This is a genomic window from Flavobacterium movens, assembly GCF_039581425.1.
Classification (GTDB): domain Bacteria; phylum Bacteroidota; class Bacteroidia; order Flavobacteriales; family Flavobacteriaceae; genus Flavobacterium; species Flavobacterium luteolum.
Window position 1 is genome coordinate 450,350 of the sequence record NZ_JBCPXY010000002.1, and the last position, 19,656, is coordinate 470,005.

The following is a 19,656-nucleotide window of genomic DNA, read 5'->3' on the forward strand; positions in this document are numbered from 1 at the left end:
CATATATTTTTAAAAACAAATTTAAAATTGAAACTATGAAAAAATTAAGTCTTATTCTTATCATGGCAGTAGCCTCATTTTCATCTTATGCGCAGTCTTCTTACAAAGAAGATTTAGAAGTAGTACAAAGTGTTTATGGAAAATCTAAAGCTGACCTGGTAAAACAGTACATGAATTTATCTGACGCACAAGCGGCAGCCTTTGCAAAAGTTTACGATAATTATGAAACGTCGCGAAAGGCTTTAGGGCAGACAAAGTTTCAATTGATAAATGATTATGCGGCTAATTACGAAACTTTAACCGATGCTAAAGCTGATGAATTGGCAAAAGCTACTTTGAAAAACCATGTTGATTATGAAAAGCTTTACTCTAAAACTTATAATCAGGCAAAAAAAGCAATTGGTTCAATAAATGCAGCAAAGTTTATTCAGCTTGAGGTTTATCTTCAAACTATAATTAGAAGCGAAATTTTAGAAGCTATTCCATTTATTGGTGAAATGGATAAAAATAAGACTAAAACGATGTAAAATATTCATCTATAAAAAAAGCGGGAATCAATTTGATTCCCGCTTTTTTTATTTTTCAGTTTTAACTTTGTAAATTTCATTTACCATTCCGTCGCGGAAACTATCTAAAGTAAGTTCCCAAAACATAATTCCCCCTAATTTTTTTGCTTTTGCGTATTCGGCTTTTGCTTTGATCGATTTTAAATCATCTGACGTTGCAAAAGTTTTCGTTGAAGCGTTGTACCAATATGGTGCTTGAGCTTTTTCATCATAAAAATATTTCCAGCCGTTTGCTTCTGTATATGTTGTAGCGTAGTTTTTAAAGTCAACACCTTGAAAGTGTTCTCCAGCTTGATATAATCCGTTATTGATGTTTTCTACGTTTTTCCATTGTCTAGTATAAAATGCGCCTCCAATTACTAGTTTTTCAGCAGGAACACCAGCTTTTAATAAAAATTCAACAGCTCTATCAGTAGATTCTTCTTTCGGATTTGTGCTATATAATGGTGTATGATGTCCCGTAACTTTTGAATATCCGTTTACTAAATCGTAACTCATGATATTAATGCGGTTTACATAAGGAGCAACAGCTTTCCAGTCGATAGACTCATCTAAACATTTTTGAAAACCTCCAGCGGCAAAACTTAGTTCATATTTTTTTCCTAATGTTGAACGTAAAATTTTAAGAAGTTCTGTAAAATTAGGTTTATCAGCAGCTTGATATAAATGACCTGGAAGTCCTTCAATTGATGGATATTCCCAATCTAAATCTAAACCATCAACTTTAAAATAGTCACTTACTTCTTTAACAGATTTTGCAAATTTTAAGCGCCCTTCTGCAGTTGAGAATGCTTCAGAACAAGGTTCACAGCCTCCCCAGCCACCAAGTGATAAAACAATCTTAAGTTGCGGATTTTTCGCTTTAAGCGAAACTAAATGTTTGATTGTAAGAGAATCTTTTGCAGAATCGACACTTAGTTTGCCTTCTTTTAAATGACAAAAACTAAAAATAATCTGGTTCAATTTTCCAACTTCGTATTGATCAATAATTTGAGAATCGCCAGTGTAATAGGCAATAATGTCCATTTTTTTATTTTTCTGTGCAAAAGCAGCGGTGAAGCAAAAGCACAATAAAAATGATGCAATTAGGTTAATTTGTTTCATTATTTTGTTTTTTATAGTTTTTAGAACGTTAAATATACTGTAATACATTTGATGTTTAACTATTCTATGTGAGCTCGAAAGCTAATTTTAACAAATATTTTGCAAATGGCTGCAAAAATATTGCGCCGTATAAGAAATATCTTTCGTTGAAAATATCAAAAAAATAAACCCGCACAGTTTCGGACTTGTGCGGGTTTATAACAAATTAAAAGCTAAAAACTATCTTTGTATTAGAAGCAGTAAGTATCTTCTGCGACTAATTTTGCTGCAATTTTTTCTCTAAGTGCCACAACATTTGGCAGGTTAGTATATTTAGTGAAACGTTTTAATCCCATTAACATCATACGTTGTTCGTCACCTTCAGCGAAAGAAGCAATTCCTTCTTTTCCTCTTAAGTTTACGATATCAACCGCTTTGTATAAGTATAATTTTGCCATAGCAATTTGCTCTTGAACTTTATCTTCGCCTTGAGCTTTTGCTAATTTTTCAGTTCTCAAAATTGTACTTTCAGCCATATAGATTTCAATTAAGATATCAGAAGCTGCCATTAATAATTGTTGGTGAGCATCTAATTCTGGACCATATTTTTGAACAGCACTTCCAGCAACCATTAAGAAAACTTTCTTAAGGTTAGCAATAATTCCTTTTTCTTCAGAGAATAATTCAGAGAAATCTGGAGTATCAAAAGATGGAATTCCCATTAATTCTTCTTGAACTTTCATTGCTGGTCCAAGTAAATCAACGTGACCTTTCATTGCTTTTTTGATCAACATACCAACAGAAAGCATTCTGTTGATTTCGTTTGTTCCTTCGTAGATACGAGCGATACGAGCATCTCTCCAAGCACTTTCCATTGGAGTATCTTCAGAGAATCCCATTCCACCAAAAATCTGAATTCCTTCATCAGAACAAGATTGAACGTCCTCAGAAACCGCTACTTTCAAGATAGAACACTCGATAGCATATTCTTCAACACCTTTCAATTCAGCTTCTTGATGAGAAGTTCCTTCTGCTTCACGAGCAGCGATTCTGTCTTCGATATCTTTTGCAGCACGGTAAGAAGCACTTTCTCCAGCGTAAGCGTTAGTTGCCATTTCAGCTAATTTAGAACGGATAGCTCCAAAAGATGAAATAGAAGTATTGAACTGAATTCTTTCGTTAGCATATTTTACAGCTCCAGAAGTAACTCTTCTTTGTGCATCAAGACAAGCAGCTGCTAGTTTAATACGACCAACGTTCAATGCGTTCATAGCAATTTTGAAACCGTTTCCTCTTTCAGATAACATGTTTTCAACCGGAACTTTTGTTTCGTTGAAGAAAACCTGACGAGTAGAAGAAGCACGGATTCCTAATTTATGTTCTTCTTCATTCATAGAAATTCCGTTAGACGGATCATTTTCTACGATGAAACCTGTAATGTTTTTATCATCTCCAATACGAGCAAAAACGATGAAAACACTACAGAAACCTGCATTCGAAATCCACATTTTTTGACCAGTGATTGAGTAGTATTTTCCATCTTCAGATAAAACTGCTTTCGTTTTTCCTGAGTTAGCATCAGATCCTGCGCCTGGTTCAGTTAAGCAATAAGCTCCAAACCATTCTCCAGAAGCTAATAATGGAACGTATTTTTTCTTTTGTTCTTCAGTACCGTAAAGGGTAATTGGCATAGTTCCAATTCCTGTATGCGCACCAAAAGCAGTTGAGAACGAACCTGTTGCTCCAGAAATGTAGTCACAAACCAACATTGTAGAAACAAATCCCATTCCTAATCCGCCGTATTCTTCTGGAACTGCAACTCCTAAAAGTCCTAGTTCACCAGCTTTACGCATAGAAGCTTCTGTATAAGCGTAATCTTTTTTCTCAAAACGATCTTTATGCGCCCATAATTCTTTGTCAACGAACTCTTTTACAGAGTCACGCATCATTAATTGCTCTTCAGAGAAATCTTCTGGTGTGAAGATATCCTCGCATTTTGTTTCTTTAACTAGGAATTGACCTCCTCTTGTTTTGTCGCTCATGACTTTTTGTTTTTTAGATTGATAGGATGAAAAAGAGGCAAGAAGCAAGAAGAAAGATTTTAACCTAACTTATTGATGAAGCCTGTAGTCATCTTTTGAAATTCAATTATTTTGTTTTCTAATTTTTCTGTTTTTTCTTTTGTTAGATAGTCGTTTTGACAAGCTATTAACAATTGTGTTTGCAATTCAAATGACGAACCTAAACTAATATTCAAATAATGCTGAAAGTGTTTATTTCCTCTGTTAGAGCCCTCAGCAATATTTGAAGGCATTGAAACAGAACATCGATTCATTTGACTTGTCAAACTATATGTTTCTGACTTTGGAAAAGAGGAAGTTAGTTTATAGATATCATTTGTAATTTCCATAGCTAAAATCCAAATTTTCAAATTCTTAAAATTGTGTCTCATGTTTTTTTGAGGCAAGATAAGAAGAAAATTTAAAAGTAAGTTTTTTACTACTTTTACAAATACGCTTTTAGAATTTCTACATTCCAAATGTAAGTCTTGCTTCTTGCTTCTTTCTTCTCAAAAAAAAAACTACAACACCTCGTAAATCCCTGCAGAACCTTGTCCAGTACCCACACACATCGAAACGATTCCGTATTTATTACCTCTGCGTTTCATCTCGTCGAATAACTGAACAGAAAGTTTAGCTCCTGTACATCCTAGAGGATGACCTAAAGCGATTGCTCCACCGTTTACGTTTACGATTTCTGGGTTAATGTTTAATTCGCGAGTTACTGCTAAAGCTTGTGAAGCAAAAGCCTCGTTTAATTCAATTAACTCAATATCGTTTAATGTTAATCCCGCTTGTTTCAACGCTTTCGGAATTGCTTTTACAGGACCAATACCCATAATTCTTGGCTCAACACCAGAAGAAGCAAAATTTACTAATCTGGCAATTGGCTCAAGATTTAATTCTTTAACCATGTCCTCACTCATGATTAAAACGAATGCTGCACCGTCGCTCATTTGAGAAGAGTTACCAGCCGTTACACTTCCGTCAGCAGCAAAAACTGGTCTTAAACCAGCTAAAGCTTCTTTAGAAGTTCCTGCCCTTGGTCCTTCGTCTTTATTTACAACGTATGATTTAGTTTCTTTTTTACCATTTTCGTTAATGAAAGTCTGCTCAACAGTAATCGGAACGATTTGTTTGTCGAATTTTCCTTCAGCCTGAGCTTTCAAAGCTTTCATGTGAGAGTTGTAAGCAAACTCATCTTGGTCTTCTCTTGAGATTTTATATTGATTGGCAACCGCTTCAGCAGTTAAACCCATTCCCCAATAGTAATCTTCGTGACCTGCAGCAGCAACTTTATAATCTGGAGTTGGTTTGTAACCTCCCATCGGAATATAACTCATACTTTCTGCACCACCTGCAATGATACAATCTGCCATTCCTGATTGGATTTTTGCAGTAGCCATTCCGATAGTTTCTAATCCAGATGCGCAGTAACGGTTTACCGTAACTCCAGGAACGTCTTCTACTTTTAGTCCCATTAAAGAGATCAAACGCCCAACGTTAAGACCTTGTTCCGCCTCCGGCATGGCATTTCCTACCATAACGTCGTCGATACGTTTTTTGTCGAAATTAGGCAGTTCGTCCATCATAAACTGAATGGTTTCTGCAGCTAATTCATCAGGTCTTTTAAATCTAAAAACACCTTTTGGAGCTTTTCCAACTGCTGTTCTATATGCTTTTACTATATATGCTGTTTTCATTTGTTTTTGTTTTTTTAAGATTTATTAGAAGAAAGAGGCAAGGGGCAAGATATTTCTAAAGTCTTGCTTCTTGTTTCTTGCATCTTATTATCTAGTTACGAAGCGGTTTTCCTTTAGTTAACATATATTGGATTCTCTCTAAAGTCTTACGCTCAGTACATAAACTCAAGAAAGCTTCACGTTCGATATCTAATAAATATTGTTCAGATACTAAAGTTGCTTCAGATAAATCACCACCAGCCATTACATAAGCCAGTTTGTTAGCGATTTTCTTATCGTGCTCAGAAATGTATTTTCCAGCCTGCATTTGGTCAGTTCCAACTAAGAACATACCTAAAGCTTGTTTTCCTAGAACTTTAATATCATTTCTTCTGATTGGTTGTGTATAACCCGCTTCTGCCATTAACAAAGCATGTTTTTTAGCTTCAGCAATCTGACGATCTTTGTTTACTACGATAATATCTTTTCCATGTTGAAGAAGTCCAGTATCAAAGGCCTCATAACCAGAAGTCGAAACTTTAGCCATTGCGATTGTCAAGAAATACTCTTGAAGAACATTCAACTCCACATCGTTTTTGCGGAATAAATCAGATGCTCTTAAAGTCATTTCTTTAGAACCACCACCACCAGGGATAACTCCAACACCAAATTCAACTAATCCCATATAAGTTTCTGCAGCAGCTACCACTTTATCAGCATGTAAGCTCATTTCGCATCCACCGCCAAAAGTCATTCCGTGAGGCGCTACTACAACTGGAATAGAAGAGTAACGAACACGCATCATTGTATCTTGGAACAATTTGATTGCCATGTTCAATTCGTCGTATTCTTGCTCAACTGCCATCATGAAAATCATTCCGATATTAGCTCCAACAGAGAAATTCGCTGCTTGGTTTCCAATAACTAAACCTTGATATTCTTTTTCAGATAAGTCGATTGCTTTATTGATAGCTTGTAGAACATCGCCACCAATTGTATTCATTTTAGATTGGAATTCTAAGTTCAAAATTCCGTCTCCTAAATCCTGAATGATTGCACCACTGTTGCTCCAAACTTTTTTGCTTTCGCGAATGTTGTTCAGAATAATGAATGAATCTTGTCCAGGAACTTTTTCTTGTGATTTTGTTGGAATATTGTAGAAATAAGTAGCCCCTTCTTTAACAGTATAGAAACTGTCACTTCCAGAAGCCAACATTTCAGTAACCCATGGAGCAGGCGCTAAACCTTCCGCTTTCATGATTTCAATTCCTTTGGCAACACCAATAGCATCCCAGATTTCGAATGGGCCATTTTCCCATCCAAAACCAGCTTTCATAGCATCATCAATTTTGTATAATTCGTCTGAGATTTCAGGAACTCTGTTTGACACATAAGCAAACATTCCGGCGAAACTCTTACGGTAGAATTCTCCCGCTTTATCTGTTCCTTTTACTAAAACTTTAAAACGATTGATTGGTTTGTCAATAGTTTTTGTTAGTTCAAGTGTAGCAAAATTTGCTTTTTTTGCAGCGCGGTATTCTAATGTATTTAAGTCTAAAGAAAGAATATCTTTATCTACTTTTTTATAAAAACCTTGTCCTGTTTTGCTTCCTAACCAATTATTTTCCATCATTTTGTTGATGAAATCTGGAAGTTTGAACAATTCGTGTTGTTCGTCGTTCGGGCAGTTTTCGTAAATACCATTGGCAACGTGTACCAAAGTATCCAATCCAACAACGTCAACTGTACGGAAAGTAGCCGATTTTGGACGACCAATTACTGGGCCAGTCAATTTATCAACTTCTTCAATTGTTAATCCCATTTCTTTCACTAAGTGGAATAAACTCTGGATTCCGTAAATCCCAATTCTGTTTCCAATAAACGCCGGAGTGTCTTTAGCAACAACCGAAGTTTTTCCTAAGAATTTAGATCCGTATTCGTTTAAGAAATCCAAAACTTCAGTTGAAGTTTTTGGACCAGGAATAATTTCAAATAATTTTAAGTAACGCGCAGGGTTAAAAAAGTGAGTACCACAGAAGTGCTGTTGGAAATCTTCGCTTCTTCCTTCACTCATAAAGTGAATTGGAATACCAGAAGTGTTTGAAGTAACTAAAGTTCCCGGCTTGCGGAATTTCTCGATTTGTTCAAAAACTAATTTTTTGATATCCAAACGCTCTACAACAACCTCAATAATCCAATCAACATTAGCAATTTTTGCCATATCATCTGTTGTATTTCCAGTCGTAATTCTGTTTGCGAATTTCTGACTGTAAATAGGAGATGGTTTCGATTTTAATGAATTCGCCAAATGTTCGTTTACCACACGGTTACGAACGGCTTTACTTTCAAGTGTTAACCCTTTTTTAGCTTCAGCTTCGGTCAGTTCACGCGGTACAATGTCCAGAAGTAAAACTTCGACACCAATGTTAGCAAAATGACAAGCTATACCTGAACCCATAATTCCGGATCCAATTACAGCAACTTTTTTAATTGTGCGTTTCATATTTGTTATTATTTGTTTTTTTACAGAATCAGGACAATCAAAATTGATTACTTTTCTTCTGTGTTTTCTGTTTGATTAAATATGTTTTTATCGTGAATCAGTTCATTGATGATTTCAGAAACTTCGATAAAATGATTCAGCTTTTCTTCTGAGACATGTTTTCTAACGGTTTCATTAAACTTTAGAACTGTATTTTTAGATAAATCTCTTTTTTCTTTTCCAAAATCGGTCAGGTAAATCAAAACACCTCGGCCATCGCTTGGGTTTTTTTTGCGAACAATCAAACCTTTTTCTTCCATAGATTTTAAGGTTCTTGTTAAGCTGGTGGCTTCCATTCCCATTCTTGGGCCAAGAGCCGTTGATGGAGTTCCTTCTTCTTTGTCCATACTTAAAAGAGCAAATCCTGTCGCCATTGTGGCATCGTATTTAGCAGCTTCTTCATTATACATTCTTGAAACAGCTTGCCATGTCGCTCTTAAAATATAATCTATCGTTTTGTCTTTCATAGGTAACTATATCGATTTCAAATATAATTAAAAAATACTATGCATGCATATAATTTTTTAATAATTTTTTGGTTAGTTATAAAATATCCCTGATTTAGAGGGTTTTGGTGGTTTATTTTAAGTGAAATATACTATTCTTTTTTTAGATTTTAACATTTTTAATGCGGTAAAAATCTTTTTTTAATTTTTAAAACGCATTTATTTTTGTATTCTGTAAAAAATTATGCATTTAATTCAGTTGGTTTTTCAGAATCGTAATGCGAAATGGCCTCTAGAAGTATCTTTTTCATACGATTTCTCAGACCTTCTGGTCTTAAAATCTCCAAACAGCTTCCAAAACCTAGTAGAAGCCTCTCCATCTCGTAATTTGGGATTACATATATGTGTATAATGACGCTCCCATCTTCGTTTTCTTTAATTAAACGCTGAGATTCGTGCAAAGGTTTTGTAAGTACATAAGGCGCGTTCGAAGCATCAACCCATAATTCGATACGCCTTGCGTTTAATCCTGAATTTACTGTAACACCAATTACATCTTTATAATAAATGTCGGCATCAAAATCTTCTTCTAAATAAGGATGATTAAAATCGTAATCAATCGAAATGATTCTATCCAATGCTAAATTGGTAATCGGCTGTGAGGCTTTTTTCTTTCCAATCAAAAACCAACGATTATTAAATTCCTTCAATACAAAAGGATGAAAATGGAATTTTGTTTCTTCTCTGGATTTAAAAGATTTATAAGTAATAATCAGAACCATTTTCTTGATAATCGCTTGATATATTTCGTCCAGATAATGCAGTCCTTTTAGTTTCTCATTTTTATCCAAATAAATAACAGGTTTGGTATGCGATTTCTCAGCATAGATTTTATCTTCCAATCGCTGCAAAATATCCGATACATCATTAAATAATGAGAAATCTTTAAACTGTTTCAACATTGAAACCGTTTCCGTCAAAACATTCATGTCGGTTTCCGTCAGTGGAATATCGGTTATCGAAAAATCTTCGTCTTCATATTTATAATACTTTTTATCATAAACGACGATCGGCGCATTATAACCCAATTTCTCGCTCCGCATCAATTGAATATCCATTTGGATCGTTCGCTTGCTAATTGGGTTTTGTCGTCCTTCATATTCAGATAAAGCTTCAGAACATTCTTCGATTAAATCTTCGAGTGTCCATTGCCTGTATTTATTTTGCAGACATTTATCGATGGTTTTGTAGCGAATTAAGGCGTTTTTGTTTTGTGACATTGCTTTTTGTGTTTTTTGCTCGCAATCCCGATAGCTATCGGGATTGCGAGATTCAATTTTTTAGCTTAATAACTTTATTTCTCTTTCAATATTAGCCCGAGCTTTTCCCTCATACAAACTCCTAAATTCATCAGTCTGAAAAATAAACTCATTTTCCAGAAAATGCTTCAACGCTTTTGCACGTCCGGGTTTGTAGAGAAAATCAGGATAAATGCGATATTCTTTTCTGATTTGTTCGAAGTAGATTTTATAATCTTCCCAATCTTTAGCAAGGATTTTCAAATCAAAATCGATTAACCAGTTAATGTCTTCAATTTCATTTTGCTGATGTTGCTGTGTGGCGCAAATAGTATCAAAAACTAATTGACGATCAAATTCCGCAAACCCGACAGGTTTTAAAAACCTGTCGGGTTTAATATTGGTAAAAATAGATACAGCAAACTCAGCACTTTTAAGTTCATTATCTTTTTTTGAAGCCGAATACACAAAATCATGATAGAAGATTGAAAATAATATTTCGTTTGGATTTTGAAGTTTATCGCGATAGACTTCAAAACTTTCAATCATTTCTTCTAAATGCGTGAGATTATGGTAATGCCTTGATTTTTTGGAATATGCCTTTTTTAAATCCAGCCAGTTTTCCTGAACTTCAATTGCTGAAAAGCCAATTTTTGAAAGTAATTCAGAATAGATTTTCTCTAAAATCATCTTGTTTTTTACTCAAATTTAAAATTCTTTTTTTACTGCGCAAAATAATTGCGTAGTAGTTTTGAAATCTTTGCTCAAGAAATAAAACAATAACCATTGTCTAATTTTAAAAACCAGAAATTATGAAATTCAATTTTTTAGCAAAAGAGAAAAACAATATAGTTAATCACGAAAATGCAACGCCTTTTTCTTTAACATCAGAAGACGAATTATACGCAGCAGTTGTAACAACAAGCTTAAGTGCTTCATTTTATGAAAAAGATACAACTCGTTTAGAAAGAATCAAAAACTTGATTAAAAAATGTAATCCAGTATTTGTTGCAAAATTGGCAGTTTATGCACGTAACGAAATGCACATGCGTTCAGTGCCATTAGTTTTGGTTGTAGAATTGGCTAAGATTTATTCTGGCGATTCATTAATCAGTAAAATGATAACTCACGTGATTCAGCGTGCAGACGAGATAACAGAATTATTAGCATTTTACCAAATGGCAAATGAACGAAATGGCGTTAAGAAATTAAACCGTTTATCAAAACAAATCCAAAAAGGTTTGGCAGTTTCATTCAATAAATTTGATGAATACCAATTGGCAAAATACAATCGTGATGATGCGGTGAAATTAAAAGACGCATTGTTTTTGGTTCATCCAAAAGCAAAAGATGAAGCACAGCAAGCGATCTTTAATAAAGTTGCGAGTAACACTTTGCAAACGCCATATACCTGGGAAACTGAGTTGTCGCAATTAGGTCAAATAAAGTTTTATAACGAATTTGAAAAACAAAAAGCATTTACTCAAAAATGGGAAGAATTGATTGATAGCGGTAAAATAGGTTACATGGCTTTGTTGCGTAACTTACGAAATATCTTAGAAGCGAATGTTTCTGGTTTTCATATGTTGAAAGTATGCGATTATCTTTCTAACGAAAAAGCAGTCGTAAACTCAAAACAATTGCCATTCCGATTTTTATCTGCTTATCGTGAACTGAAAGATTTGAATTTTAAATTCACTTCAATGGTTTTAGATGCTTTGGAAGATGCCGTTACAATCAGTTCACAAAACATAAAAGGTTTTGATGTTAGCACATCAATTGTAATCGCTTGTGACGTTTCGGGTTCAATGCAACAGCCAATTTCACCAAAAAGTAAAGTATTGCTTTATGATATCGGATTGATGTTGGGTATGTTAATGCAAAGTCGTTGTAAAAATGTGGTAAGCGGTATGTTTGGTGATCGATGGAAAATAATCAATATGCCAAAACGAAGCATATTGGCCAACGTCAACGAATATTACAAACGCGAAGGTGAAGTAGGTTACGCTACAAATGGTCATTTGGTTTTGGAAGATTTAATCGCCCGAAAAGAAATTGTAGATAAAGTAATGTTGTTTACAGACGTTCAAATGTGGAATAACGCGTACACAAAAGACTCATTTGCAAATTCATGGAATCGATACAAAAGTATCGCACCAAATGCAAAATTATATTTGTTTGATTTGGCTGGTTACGGTCAGTCGCCAATAAACATGGAAAAAAACGATGTATATTTAATAGCCGGTTGGTCAGATAAAGTGTTTGATGTTTTGAATGCTTTAGAGGATAAAAACAGCGCTTTGAATTACATTAATCGAATAGAATTGTAAATTTTCAATCTACTGCGCAAAATAATTGCGCAGTATGATTTGAATATTTGTAAAAGAAATAAGTTCATTGAAAATAAGAATAAAAAACAAGTGTCGTAGATAAGTGTTACTTCGCATTGATAACGCCCGGGACGTGGGTTCGAATCCCACCAATTCTGTTTAATGACAGAAATGTAGCTCAGTGGTTAGAGCAGGATATGTCACTTATCGTTTGTTGCCTTGTTTTAAAAATAAAAAAGAATGTCGTAAATAAGAGTTACTTCGTCTCAAATTTGGGGAGGAATAGCGAAGTTGTAAAATCAGCAAGGTTATCCAGTTCGACTCTGGCAAGACAAGCCCCGTTTCTCTTATTGCTTTTTACTTCTTTTTAAAACTGAAAAATGTCGTATATGAGAGCTACTTCGTTTAGGTTGAATATTAACTCTTATAAATTATTACTTTTTCAAAAAATAAGATGCCGTCTATAAAGCGCTACTTCGTTGGTTGATAATATTAGGTTCGAATCCTAAAGTCGCTTATAGAATATTGCTCTTAAAAAAAGAGTGTCGTCAGGAAATGGTTACTTCGTTCCAAGAAAATTAGACCATTCCTAAGTGTTACCTCTTTTAAAAATTATGAATTAAAAAAGAAAATAGAAAAAAACGCATTATTTGTCATTTCGACGTAAGGAGAAATCTTCGCAAGTTACTCCGCAACGAAAAGCCAATCTTTGTAGAGCTTCTTGCGAAGATTTCTCCTTACGTCGAAATGACAAACAGCGTGTTAATCACTTTAAATAAAAACTTTGCGTCTTAGCGACTTTGCGAGAAATATGCCTTCGCTTGGCAAAAAACCTTTGCGCCATTGTCACTTTGAACCTTTGTCCCTTAAAAAAACAAAAAAATGAAAACACAAATAAACGGTACAGATATATTAGAATTAGGATTCCCAGAAGGAAAAATAATCGGGATTGCTTTAAAAATAGATAGCAAAAGAAACGGGTTCACAAAAGACGAAATGATCACAAATTTCAAAAACGTCTTAGAAACTCCGGAAAATTATATAGACGATAAAATCTTCAGCAGACTGGCTGTGGCTTTAATCGAAAAATCGAATGAAAAACCAGAAGATTTCATTGCTTTAAATCAGAATCCGAATGCGTATTCGGCTTACGGATTGGATCATATCGAAGACGGAGCTAGAAAGCAAATGGAAATTGCTATGAAATTGCCTGTTACGGTTGCCGGAGCTTTAATGCCAGACGCGCACCAAGGTTACGGATTACCAATTGGCGGAGTTCTAGCCACAAAAAATGCCATTATTCCGTATGGTGTTGGAGTTGATATTGGATGTAGAATGGCGTTGTCGGTTTATGATATTCCAGAAGATTTTTACTTTGAAAACGAAGCCAAATTCAAAAAAGAATTAATTGCCAATTCTATTTTTGGAGCAGGTCACGGATTTCACGGTCAGTACAAATCAGATCATGCGGTTTTGGAGAACGAGACTTTCAATATGAATCCGTTTGTGAAGAACTTGAAAGATAAAGCCTGGTCGCAATTAGGATCTTCGGGTGGTGGAAATCACTTTGTGGAATTCGGAATCATGGAATTTGCGCAAGACGATGCGGTTTTGAATATCCCAAAGGGAAAATACGTCGCTTTGTTAACACATTCGGGTTCACGCGGAATGGGAGCCACAATTGCCGGACATTATACTAAAATCGCCAAAGACGAATGTAAACTTCCAGAAGTGGCAAAAAACTTGGCGTATTTAGATATGAATTCGCAATTAGGTCAGGAATATTGGTTGGCGATGAATTTGGCGGGAGATTACGCTTCGGCTTGTCACGAGATTATCCATAACAAAATGGAACGCGCTTTGGGTGCGACGATTTTAGCCAAAGTCGAAAACCACCATAATTTTGCCTGGAAAGAAATCTGGAACGGCGAAGAAGTGATCGTACATAGAAAAGGAGCAACTCCAGCCGGAAAAGGCGTTATGGGAATCATTCCGGGAAGTATGACCGCACCGGGATTTTTGGTGAGAGGAAAAGGCGAGGAGAATGCCATCAATTCGGCTTCGCATGGAGCAGGAAGACAAATGAGCAGAACGCAAGCCATTAAAAACATCACACAAACCGAAATGAAATCGATCCTGAGAGATCATGGTGTTACGCTTATTGGAGCAGGTCTTGACGAAGCCCCAATGGCTTATAAAGATATCAATCAGGTGATGGAAGCGCAACAGGATTTAGTAGATGTTGTAGCGAAGTTTACACCTAAATTGGTTAGAATGGCTGATGATGGAAGCCGAGAAGACTAGTGGTCAGTGATCAGTTTTTTAGTGTTCAGTCTCGGTCACAGTTTTCAGTGTAGAGACGCACTGCAGTTCGTCTAACGCTTTGTGGTGATTTTAACCGCAAAGTTCGCTAAGATCTACGCAAGGTTCGCAAAGGTTTTTCCTCATTTTATGTCATTTCGACGGAGGAGAAATCTCCACAAGTAGCTCCGCAACGTGAGTCCAATCTTTGTAGAGTTTCTCGCGAAGATTTCTCCTTCGTCGAAATGACAAATATTACGTTTAAAAAATAAAAAATAATTAAAGGTTCAGAGAGGAAAAAAACTTAGAATCTTAGCCTCTCAGAACCTTAGCAACTTTAAAAAAATGAATTATATAGACATAGGAATCAACCTAACCAACAAACAATTCCAAAACGACATAGACGATGTCGTACAAGACGCGCTCGACGCCGATGTATCGCAAATGATCCTAACGGGAACAAGCGTACGAAACAGCGAAGCGTCATTAGAAATCGCAAAACAATATACGGGAATATTATATTCGACAGCCGGAATTCACCCGCATGATGCGAAGAGTTTCGATGCACAAAGCATTTCGAAACTGCGGAATTTATTAAAGCAGAAACAAGTCGTTTCCGTTGGCGAATGCGGACTCGATTTTGATCGTGACTTTTCGCCCCGAAACAAACAGGAAGAATGTTATAAAGCCCAACTCGAATTGGCGATCGAAGTGCAGAAACCTTTGTTTTTGCACGAAAGAAGCGCTTTTAATTCGTTTATGAATATTACCAAAGACTATTTACCGCAATTGCCAAAAGCCGTTGTACATTGTTTTACGGGAACGTTGCAGGAAGCCAAAACCTATCTCGATAACGGATTTTATCTGGGTTTTACGGGAGCGATTTCAGATGCCAAACGTTTCAGCCATTTAAAAGAAGTCATTCAGTACGTACCGCTCGACCGAATGATGATTGAAACCGATGCGCCGTTTATGCTTCCTAAAAATGTCCCGAACAGTCTCCTGAAGAAATACCATGAACGCCGTTGCGAACCTGCTTTTCTGCCGTATGTTGCTGGAACAATTGCACAGTTTAAAGGTATTACTTTGGCTAAAGTAGCGGAGGAAACGACGAGGAATTCTAAAAGCTTTTTTGGGATTTAGATTATAATATAAAGATTATTTGTTGGCTTTTAAATCAGGGGTTTGTACTTGGTTTGAAGGCTTTTTGTTTGTATATATTTGAGAGCAATTGTAAAGAGTAATAAAATTCCAAGCATTACGGATTACCGTAATGCTTAGAATTCTTTTGTAGTTAGATTTGATAAAAAACAAAATGAAAATATGTATATAAGTAAAATTAAAATCAAAAATTTCAGATTATTAAAAGAAACGACACTTTTACTTAGTGAAAATATAAAACAAGAATTGTCTCTTTTGATCGGAAGAAATAATAGCGGTAAGACTTCATTCATAATGCTATTTGACAAGTTTTATAGAAACGAAAGTTTTAAATTTAATTTTCATGATTTTTCTACGTCATTACGAGATGAAATTTATAATATAAATGATTCTACTATTGTTGAGAATTTATCTATTCAAATGATTCTTGAAATAAAGTATGATTCGAAAGACTCTTTAGAAAACATTTCTGATTTTATTTTAGATTTAGATCCTTCCTTAAATGTTGTGAAAATCTTATTTGAATGTTCAATTGATAAAGACAAGCTTGTGAAAGATTTGTCCAAAGTAACAACTAATAGGGAAAAATTTATTGAAAAGAATTTATCGGATTATTTAATAAATAAAAACATTTATGTTTTCGAAAATGATACTGACTTAGAAATAGCTAATAGAGGTAATATGGTTAAGAAAGATATTTCTTCTATTAGAAACTTAATCAATTTTCAAGTCATTCATGCGAAAAGAAATGTTTCAAGTTCGGAAACAACTGGAAATGGTAAAAGGTCTCTATCGGAATTAACTACTCAATATTTTAACAAAGAACATAAGGAATCGTCTTCAGATTTTTTTGAGATTAATGATGCAATATCTAAAATGGATAATACTTTGGATGAAAAGTACGAAAAACATTTTAGTCCATTTTTAGAAAATGCTAAAGGATTTCTTGGTATAAAGGATTTAAAAGTTATTTCAGATTTGGAATCAAAACAAATTTTTACAAATTATTCTAAAATTGTATATGGTGATGGTTCAAACAATTTGCCAGAACATTTAAACGGTTTGGGGTATTTAAATATTCTTTATTTATTGCTTCAAATTGAAGTAAAGAGAAAGTATTTTGTGGATGAGAAAAAAGATATAAATCTTTTATTTATTGAAGAACCAGAGGCACATACGCATCCTCAAATGCAATATATATTTAGTCAAAAAATTCAAGAAATAATAAAAGAGATTAATAAAGATGTTAATTTACAGACTTTTATAACGACACATTCGTCACATATTGTTTCTCAATGTAATTTTTCTGATTTGCGGTATTTTAGACTTCAAAATGGAAACATCGTAATTAAAAACTTTTATTCAGATTTAGAAGTTAAATATAAGGGGCAAGAAGAATATTTTAAATTTTTAAAACAGTATTTAACTCTATATTCATCGGAGTTGTTCTTTGCTGAAAAAATTATTTTTATTGAAGGAACTACAGAAAAAATGTTGTTACCGTATTTTATTAGTCAATATGATAAATTAATTACTACTTCAGGAAATAAAATATCTTCTCAGAATATTTCAATAATTGAAGTCGGAGCTAATTCAAAGGCATTCAAGCATTTTTTAGAGTTTTTAGAAATAAAAACTTTAATAATTACCGATATAGATACTACTAAATTAGTTATTGTTCCTGCAACGGAGGATAAAAAGGAAAGTTCAAGTAATATAGCTTGTGCAGTAATTGACGGAGATAATACTAGTAATTATTCTATTAAAGAATTTTTAAATATTCCAGCTAATGGTAAAAAAGAAGAAATAGAAGAATGGTTTAAAAAACTTAAGTCTAATTCATTGCAAGATGGATCACATTTTATTAAGATTGCGCATCAGATAGACGATTCCGGTTATCACGGTAGAAGTTTTGAAGATGCATTTATTAGTTTGAATTTAAAAGAAATTGTAAAATTTAAAGATGATATAAAAGGAATTCAAAATAAATCGGAACTGACCGATTTAAGAACAGATTTTTATGATTTGACTCAAAAAATTTTAAAAACGGATGGGAAATCAGATTTTGCATCTTCAATTCTATATTTAGCACTAACTGGTAAAGTGGAATGGAAAACACCGTTATATATTGTTGAAGGATTAAAATGGATAGCCTAAATGACAGCAATTGAAAAAATAAAAGAAGTTATTGATAATAATCAAAAACCTCAAGAGAAATTTCAAAATTTTGTTTTGCAGGGCGGTGCAGGTAGTGGAAAAACAGAATCCTTAAAACAAATTCTTGAATATATTACTGAAAATTATCCTGATAAAAAAGGCGTATGTATTACTCTTACAAACGTTGCCGTAGAAGAAATAAAAGCGAGGATTGGAGAAAGAAGCAACTTTGTAGTTTCTACAATACATTCTTTTTTAAATGATTTAATTAAAAATTACAAAAAAAATATTCATGAGACAATTTTTGAAGTTTTTAAAATTGAGCAAATGAATAGAGAAATTCTAGTCCCTGAAGAAGATGAAAAAGGATATAATCTAAATGAGCATGAAAAGTTTAAGAAAGCATATGGCAAATATTCTAGAATGCTATTTACTACTACGGGAGATAAAACACCTAAAGTTATCGGTAAAAGGGAATATGATAAAACTCCAATAGTTTTTAATAATACACTAAATGAAGAAATAGAAAAATTAAATCAAATTATATTATCAGAGATCAGATCAATAGATTATAATAAAGTAAGATATAATGAAACACGTTACAATAATTTTAAAGAACTATCTTTTGGACATGATGAATTATTATATGTAGCTTCTTTACTTTTTAAAAAACATAATTTACTAGGAAAAATTGTTAGTGATAAATTTGACTTTATATTAATTGATGAATATCAGGATACAAATGAAAAAATAGTAGACGTTTTTTTAAGCACATTACCTAAAAATAATAAGACAACAATTGGATTTTTCGGTGATTCAATGCAAGGAATTTACGATGACGGGATTGGCGACGTTGAAAAAGAAATAACAGAACTGAAATTAATTAAAATTGAAAAAGAAGATAATTTTAGATGTTCTGATAAAGTAATAGATTTTGTAAACAAAATTAGAAATGATGGTTTAAAACAACAATTAGCTTTAAAGCAAGGAGAGGTTTCTGATAATAGGAAAGGAGAAGTTACAATTTATTACTCTATTTATGGTAAGAAACCAACAACTCATAGTAATGTTGAAGATAAAAACAATTACTTTGACGTTCTAAACAAATTAATTGCTAAATGTTCAATTGATAATCCAGAAATTAAAAAGCTAATGTTGACAAATAAGTCCATTTCAAGTGAATTGGGTTTTAGTTTCCTTTATCAAATTTTTAATGACAGATATTCAGAAGTTAAAGAAGAAATAGAAAAAACTTTAGCAAGGATTCAATTGATTGAGTTATATGATCTTTGTTCAGCTTATAAAAATAAAAACTATAATTTTGTTCTTACTAAACTGAAGAAATGTGGTTTTGAATTAAAATCTGTTAAAGATAAAATTAAAATAAAAAGAATTTTTGATTCATTATTAAATTCTAAAAGTTCTTTAGATAGAGTTTTACGTTTTGCATTTAATAATAAGCTGATAAAAAAATCAGATTCATATTTGAATTATATTTCAAGTAAGGATTCTTTTCTAAAGAATATCGAATTAGATAATAGATTTTTAGAATTAGAAGCTTTATTTGAAAATGGAGAAAATACTTTTGCAAAAATTGCAAAAATAGATTCGAGTATATCGGAAGAAGAATTTGAAGAGTTTGATAAAAATAGAAAAAAGAAAAATTTCTATATCAAATTGTTTTCAAATGAATTGAAATTTGTGGAAATATTGAATTATTACAATTATATTGAAGGCAACATTGAATCAAATTATATTACGATGCATAAAACTAAAGGTTCAGGAATTGAAAATGTAATGGTCGTAATGGATGAATACTTTTGGAATAAATATAATTTTAAATCAATCTATGATAAAAATGAAGAAGATTTAAATAAAAAGTCTAAAAATCAAAAGCTTTTCTATGTAGCCTGTTCGAGAGCAATTAAAAATTTAGTCTGTGTTAGATTAGTCGCAGATAACGAAGAAGAGCAACAATTGTTAGAATTTTTTAAAGGATTTGAAATCAAAAAAATTAATCTGTAATTATT

General features: G+C 33.4%; 14 protein-coding genes. 6 read left to right on the plus strand and 8 right to left on the minus strand.

The window, feature by feature from the left end; translation table 11 throughout:
• The first annotated feature begins 35 nt into the window (after positions 1-35).
• A complete protein-coding gene (locus AAYQ05_RS05315; RefSeq protein ID WP_198856478.1) occupies positions 36-527 on the plus strand; it encodes a hypothetical protein in 492 nt (163 codons plus the stop codon).
• A 48-nt stretch (positions 528-575) separates the two neighbouring features.
• On the opposite strand, the gene AAYQ05_RS05320 is transcribed toward AAYQ05_RS05315, so the two are convergent.
• The 8 genes from AAYQ05_RS05320 to AAYQ05_RS05355 form a co-directional block, all read right to left on the minus strand.
• A complete protein-coding gene (locus tag AAYQ05_RS05320; protein WP_343541663.1) occupies positions 576-1,670 on the minus strand; it encodes a glycoside hydrolase family 18 protein in 1,095 nt (364 codons plus the stop codon).
• Positions 1,671-1,900: 230 nt separating this feature from the next.
• Positions 1,901-3,691, minus strand: coding sequence for an acyl-CoA dehydrogenase FadE (locus tag AAYQ05_RS05325; RefSeq protein ID WP_343541665.1), 1,791 nt, complete (start codon positions 3,689-3,691; stop codon positions 1,901-1,903).
• A 59-nt stretch (positions 3,692-3,750) separates the two neighbouring features.
• Positions 3,751-4,101: a four helix bundle protein gene (locus AAYQ05_RS05330; protein ID WP_343541667.1), complete on the minus strand. Its 351-nt coding sequence runs from the start codon at positions 4,099-4,101 to the stop codon at positions 3,751-3,753.
• 129 nt (positions 4,102-4,230) lie between these two features.
• Positions 4,231-5,412: a thiolase family protein gene (locus tag AAYQ05_RS05335; protein ID WP_343541668.1), complete on the minus strand. Its 1,182-nt coding sequence runs from the start codon at positions 5,410-5,412 to the stop codon at positions 4,231-4,233.
• Positions 5,413-5,503: 91 nt separating this feature from the next.
• Positions 5,504-7,894, minus strand: a complete 2,391-nt coding sequence (locus tag AAYQ05_RS05340) for a 3-hydroxyacyl-CoA dehydrogenase/enoyl-CoA hydratase family protein (protein WP_343541671.1) — start codon at positions 7,892-7,894, stop codon at positions 5,504-5,506.
• 47 nt (positions 7,895-7,941) lie between these two features.
• Positions 7,942-8,400 (minus strand): MarR family winged helix-turn-helix transcriptional regulator, encoded by a 459-nt coding sequence (locus AAYQ05_RS05345; RefSeq protein ID WP_274253820.1) that lies wholly within the window; start codon positions 8,398-8,400, stop codon positions 7,942-7,944.
• Positions 8,401-8,621: 221 nt separating this feature from the next.
• Complete coding sequence (locus AAYQ05_RS05350) at positions 8,622-9,659, minus strand: helix-turn-helix transcriptional regulator (RefSeq protein ID WP_343541674.1); 1,038 nt, start codon at positions 9,657-9,659, stop codon at positions 8,622-8,624.
• 60 nt (positions 9,660-9,719) lie between these two features.
• Positions 9,720-10,367, minus strand: a complete 648-nt coding sequence (locus AAYQ05_RS05355; RefSeq protein ID WP_343541675.1) for an HD domain-containing protein — start codon at positions 10,365-10,367, stop codon at positions 9,720-9,722.
• Between the two features lie 122 nt (positions 10,368-10,489).
• On the opposite strand from AAYQ05_RS05355, the gene AAYQ05_RS05360 reads away from it, so the two are divergent.
• The 5 genes from AAYQ05_RS05360 to AAYQ05_RS05380 all read left to right on the plus strand — a co-directional run bounded on the left by AAYQ05_RS05360 (position 10,490) and on the right by AAYQ05_RS05380 (position 19,651).
• Positions 10,490-12,007 carry a TROVE domain-containing protein gene (locus AAYQ05_RS05360; protein WP_343541676.1) on the plus strand — a complete coding sequence of 506 codons (1,518 nt, stop codon included), beginning with the start codon at positions 10,490-10,492 and terminating at the stop codon, positions 12,005-12,007.
• 882 nt (positions 12,008-12,889) lie between these two features.
• Positions 12,890-14,311 carry an RtcB family protein gene (locus AAYQ05_RS05365; protein ID WP_343541679.1) on the plus strand — a complete coding sequence of 474 codons (1,422 nt, stop codon included), beginning with the start codon at positions 12,890-12,892 and terminating at the stop codon, positions 14,309-14,311.
• A 342-nt stretch (positions 14,312-14,653) separates the two neighbouring features.
• Positions 14,654-15,451, plus strand: coding sequence for a TatD family hydrolase (locus AAYQ05_RS05370; RefSeq protein WP_343541680.1), 798 nt, complete (start codon positions 14,654-14,656; stop codon positions 15,449-15,451).
• A gap of 180 nt (positions 15,452-15,631) precedes the next feature.
• Entirely contained in the window at positions 15,632-17,626 is a 1,995-nt protein-coding gene (locus AAYQ05_RS05375; RefSeq protein WP_343541681.1) for an ATP-dependent nuclease, read from the plus strand.
• Complete coding sequence (locus AAYQ05_RS05380; RefSeq protein WP_343541683.1) at positions 17,627-19,651, plus strand: UvrD-helicase domain-containing protein; 2,025 nt, start codon at positions 17,627-17,629, stop codon at positions 19,649-19,651.
• Positions 19,652-19,656 lie beyond the last annotated feature (5 nt).

Coding starts and splice junctions, on each gene's coding strand:
- AAYQ05_RS05330 (WP_343541667.1), bottom strand. CDS start 4,101: ATGAGACACAATTTTAAGAATTTGAAAATTTGGATTTTAGCTATGGAA.
- AAYQ05_RS05375 (WP_343541681.1), top strand. CDS start 15,632: ATGTATATAAGTAAAATTAAAATCAAAAATTTCAGATTATTAAAAGAA.
- AAYQ05_RS05355 (WP_343541675.1), bottom strand. CDS start 10,367: ATGATTTTAGAGAAAATCTATTCTGAATTACTTTCAAAAATTGGCTTT.
- AAYQ05_RS05345 (WP_274253820.1), bottom strand. CDS start 8,400: ATGAAAGACAAAACGATAGATTATATTTTAAGAGCGACATGGCAAGCT.
- AAYQ05_RS05380 (WP_343541683.1), top strand. CDS start 17,627: ATGACAGCAATTGAAAAAATAAAAGAAGTTATTGATAATAATCAAAAA.
- AAYQ05_RS05335 (WP_343541668.1), bottom strand. CDS start 5,412: ATGAAAACAGCATATATAGTAAAAGCATATAGAACAGCAGTTGGAAAA.
- AAYQ05_RS05315 (WP_198856478.1), top strand. CDS start 36: ATGAAAAAATTAAGTCTTATTCTTATCATGGCAGTAGCCTCATTTTCA.
- AAYQ05_RS05320 (WP_343541663.1), bottom strand. CDS start 1,670: ATGAAACAAATTAACCTAATTGCATCATTTTTATTGTGCTTTTGCTTC.
- AAYQ05_RS05365 (WP_343541679.1), top strand. CDS start 12,890: ATGAAAACACAAATAAACGGTACAGATATATTAGAATTAGGATTCCCA.
- AAYQ05_RS05360 (WP_343541676.1), top strand. CDS start 10,490: ATGAAATTCAATTTTTTAGCAAAAGAGAAAAACAATATAGTTAATCAC.
- AAYQ05_RS05350 (WP_343541674.1), bottom strand. CDS start 9,659: ATGTCACAAAACAAAAACGCCTTAATTCGCTACAAAACCATCGATAAA.
- AAYQ05_RS05340 (WP_343541671.1), bottom strand. CDS start 7,894: ATGAAACGCACAATTAAAAAAGTTGCTGTAATTGGATCCGGAATTATG.
- AAYQ05_RS05325 (WP_343541665.1), bottom strand. CDS start 3,691: ATGAGCGACAAAACAAGAGGAGGTCAATTCCTAGTTAAAGAAACAAAA.
- AAYQ05_RS05370 (WP_343541680.1), top strand. CDS start 14,654: ATGAATTATATAGACATAGGAATCAACCTAACCAACAAACAATTCCAA.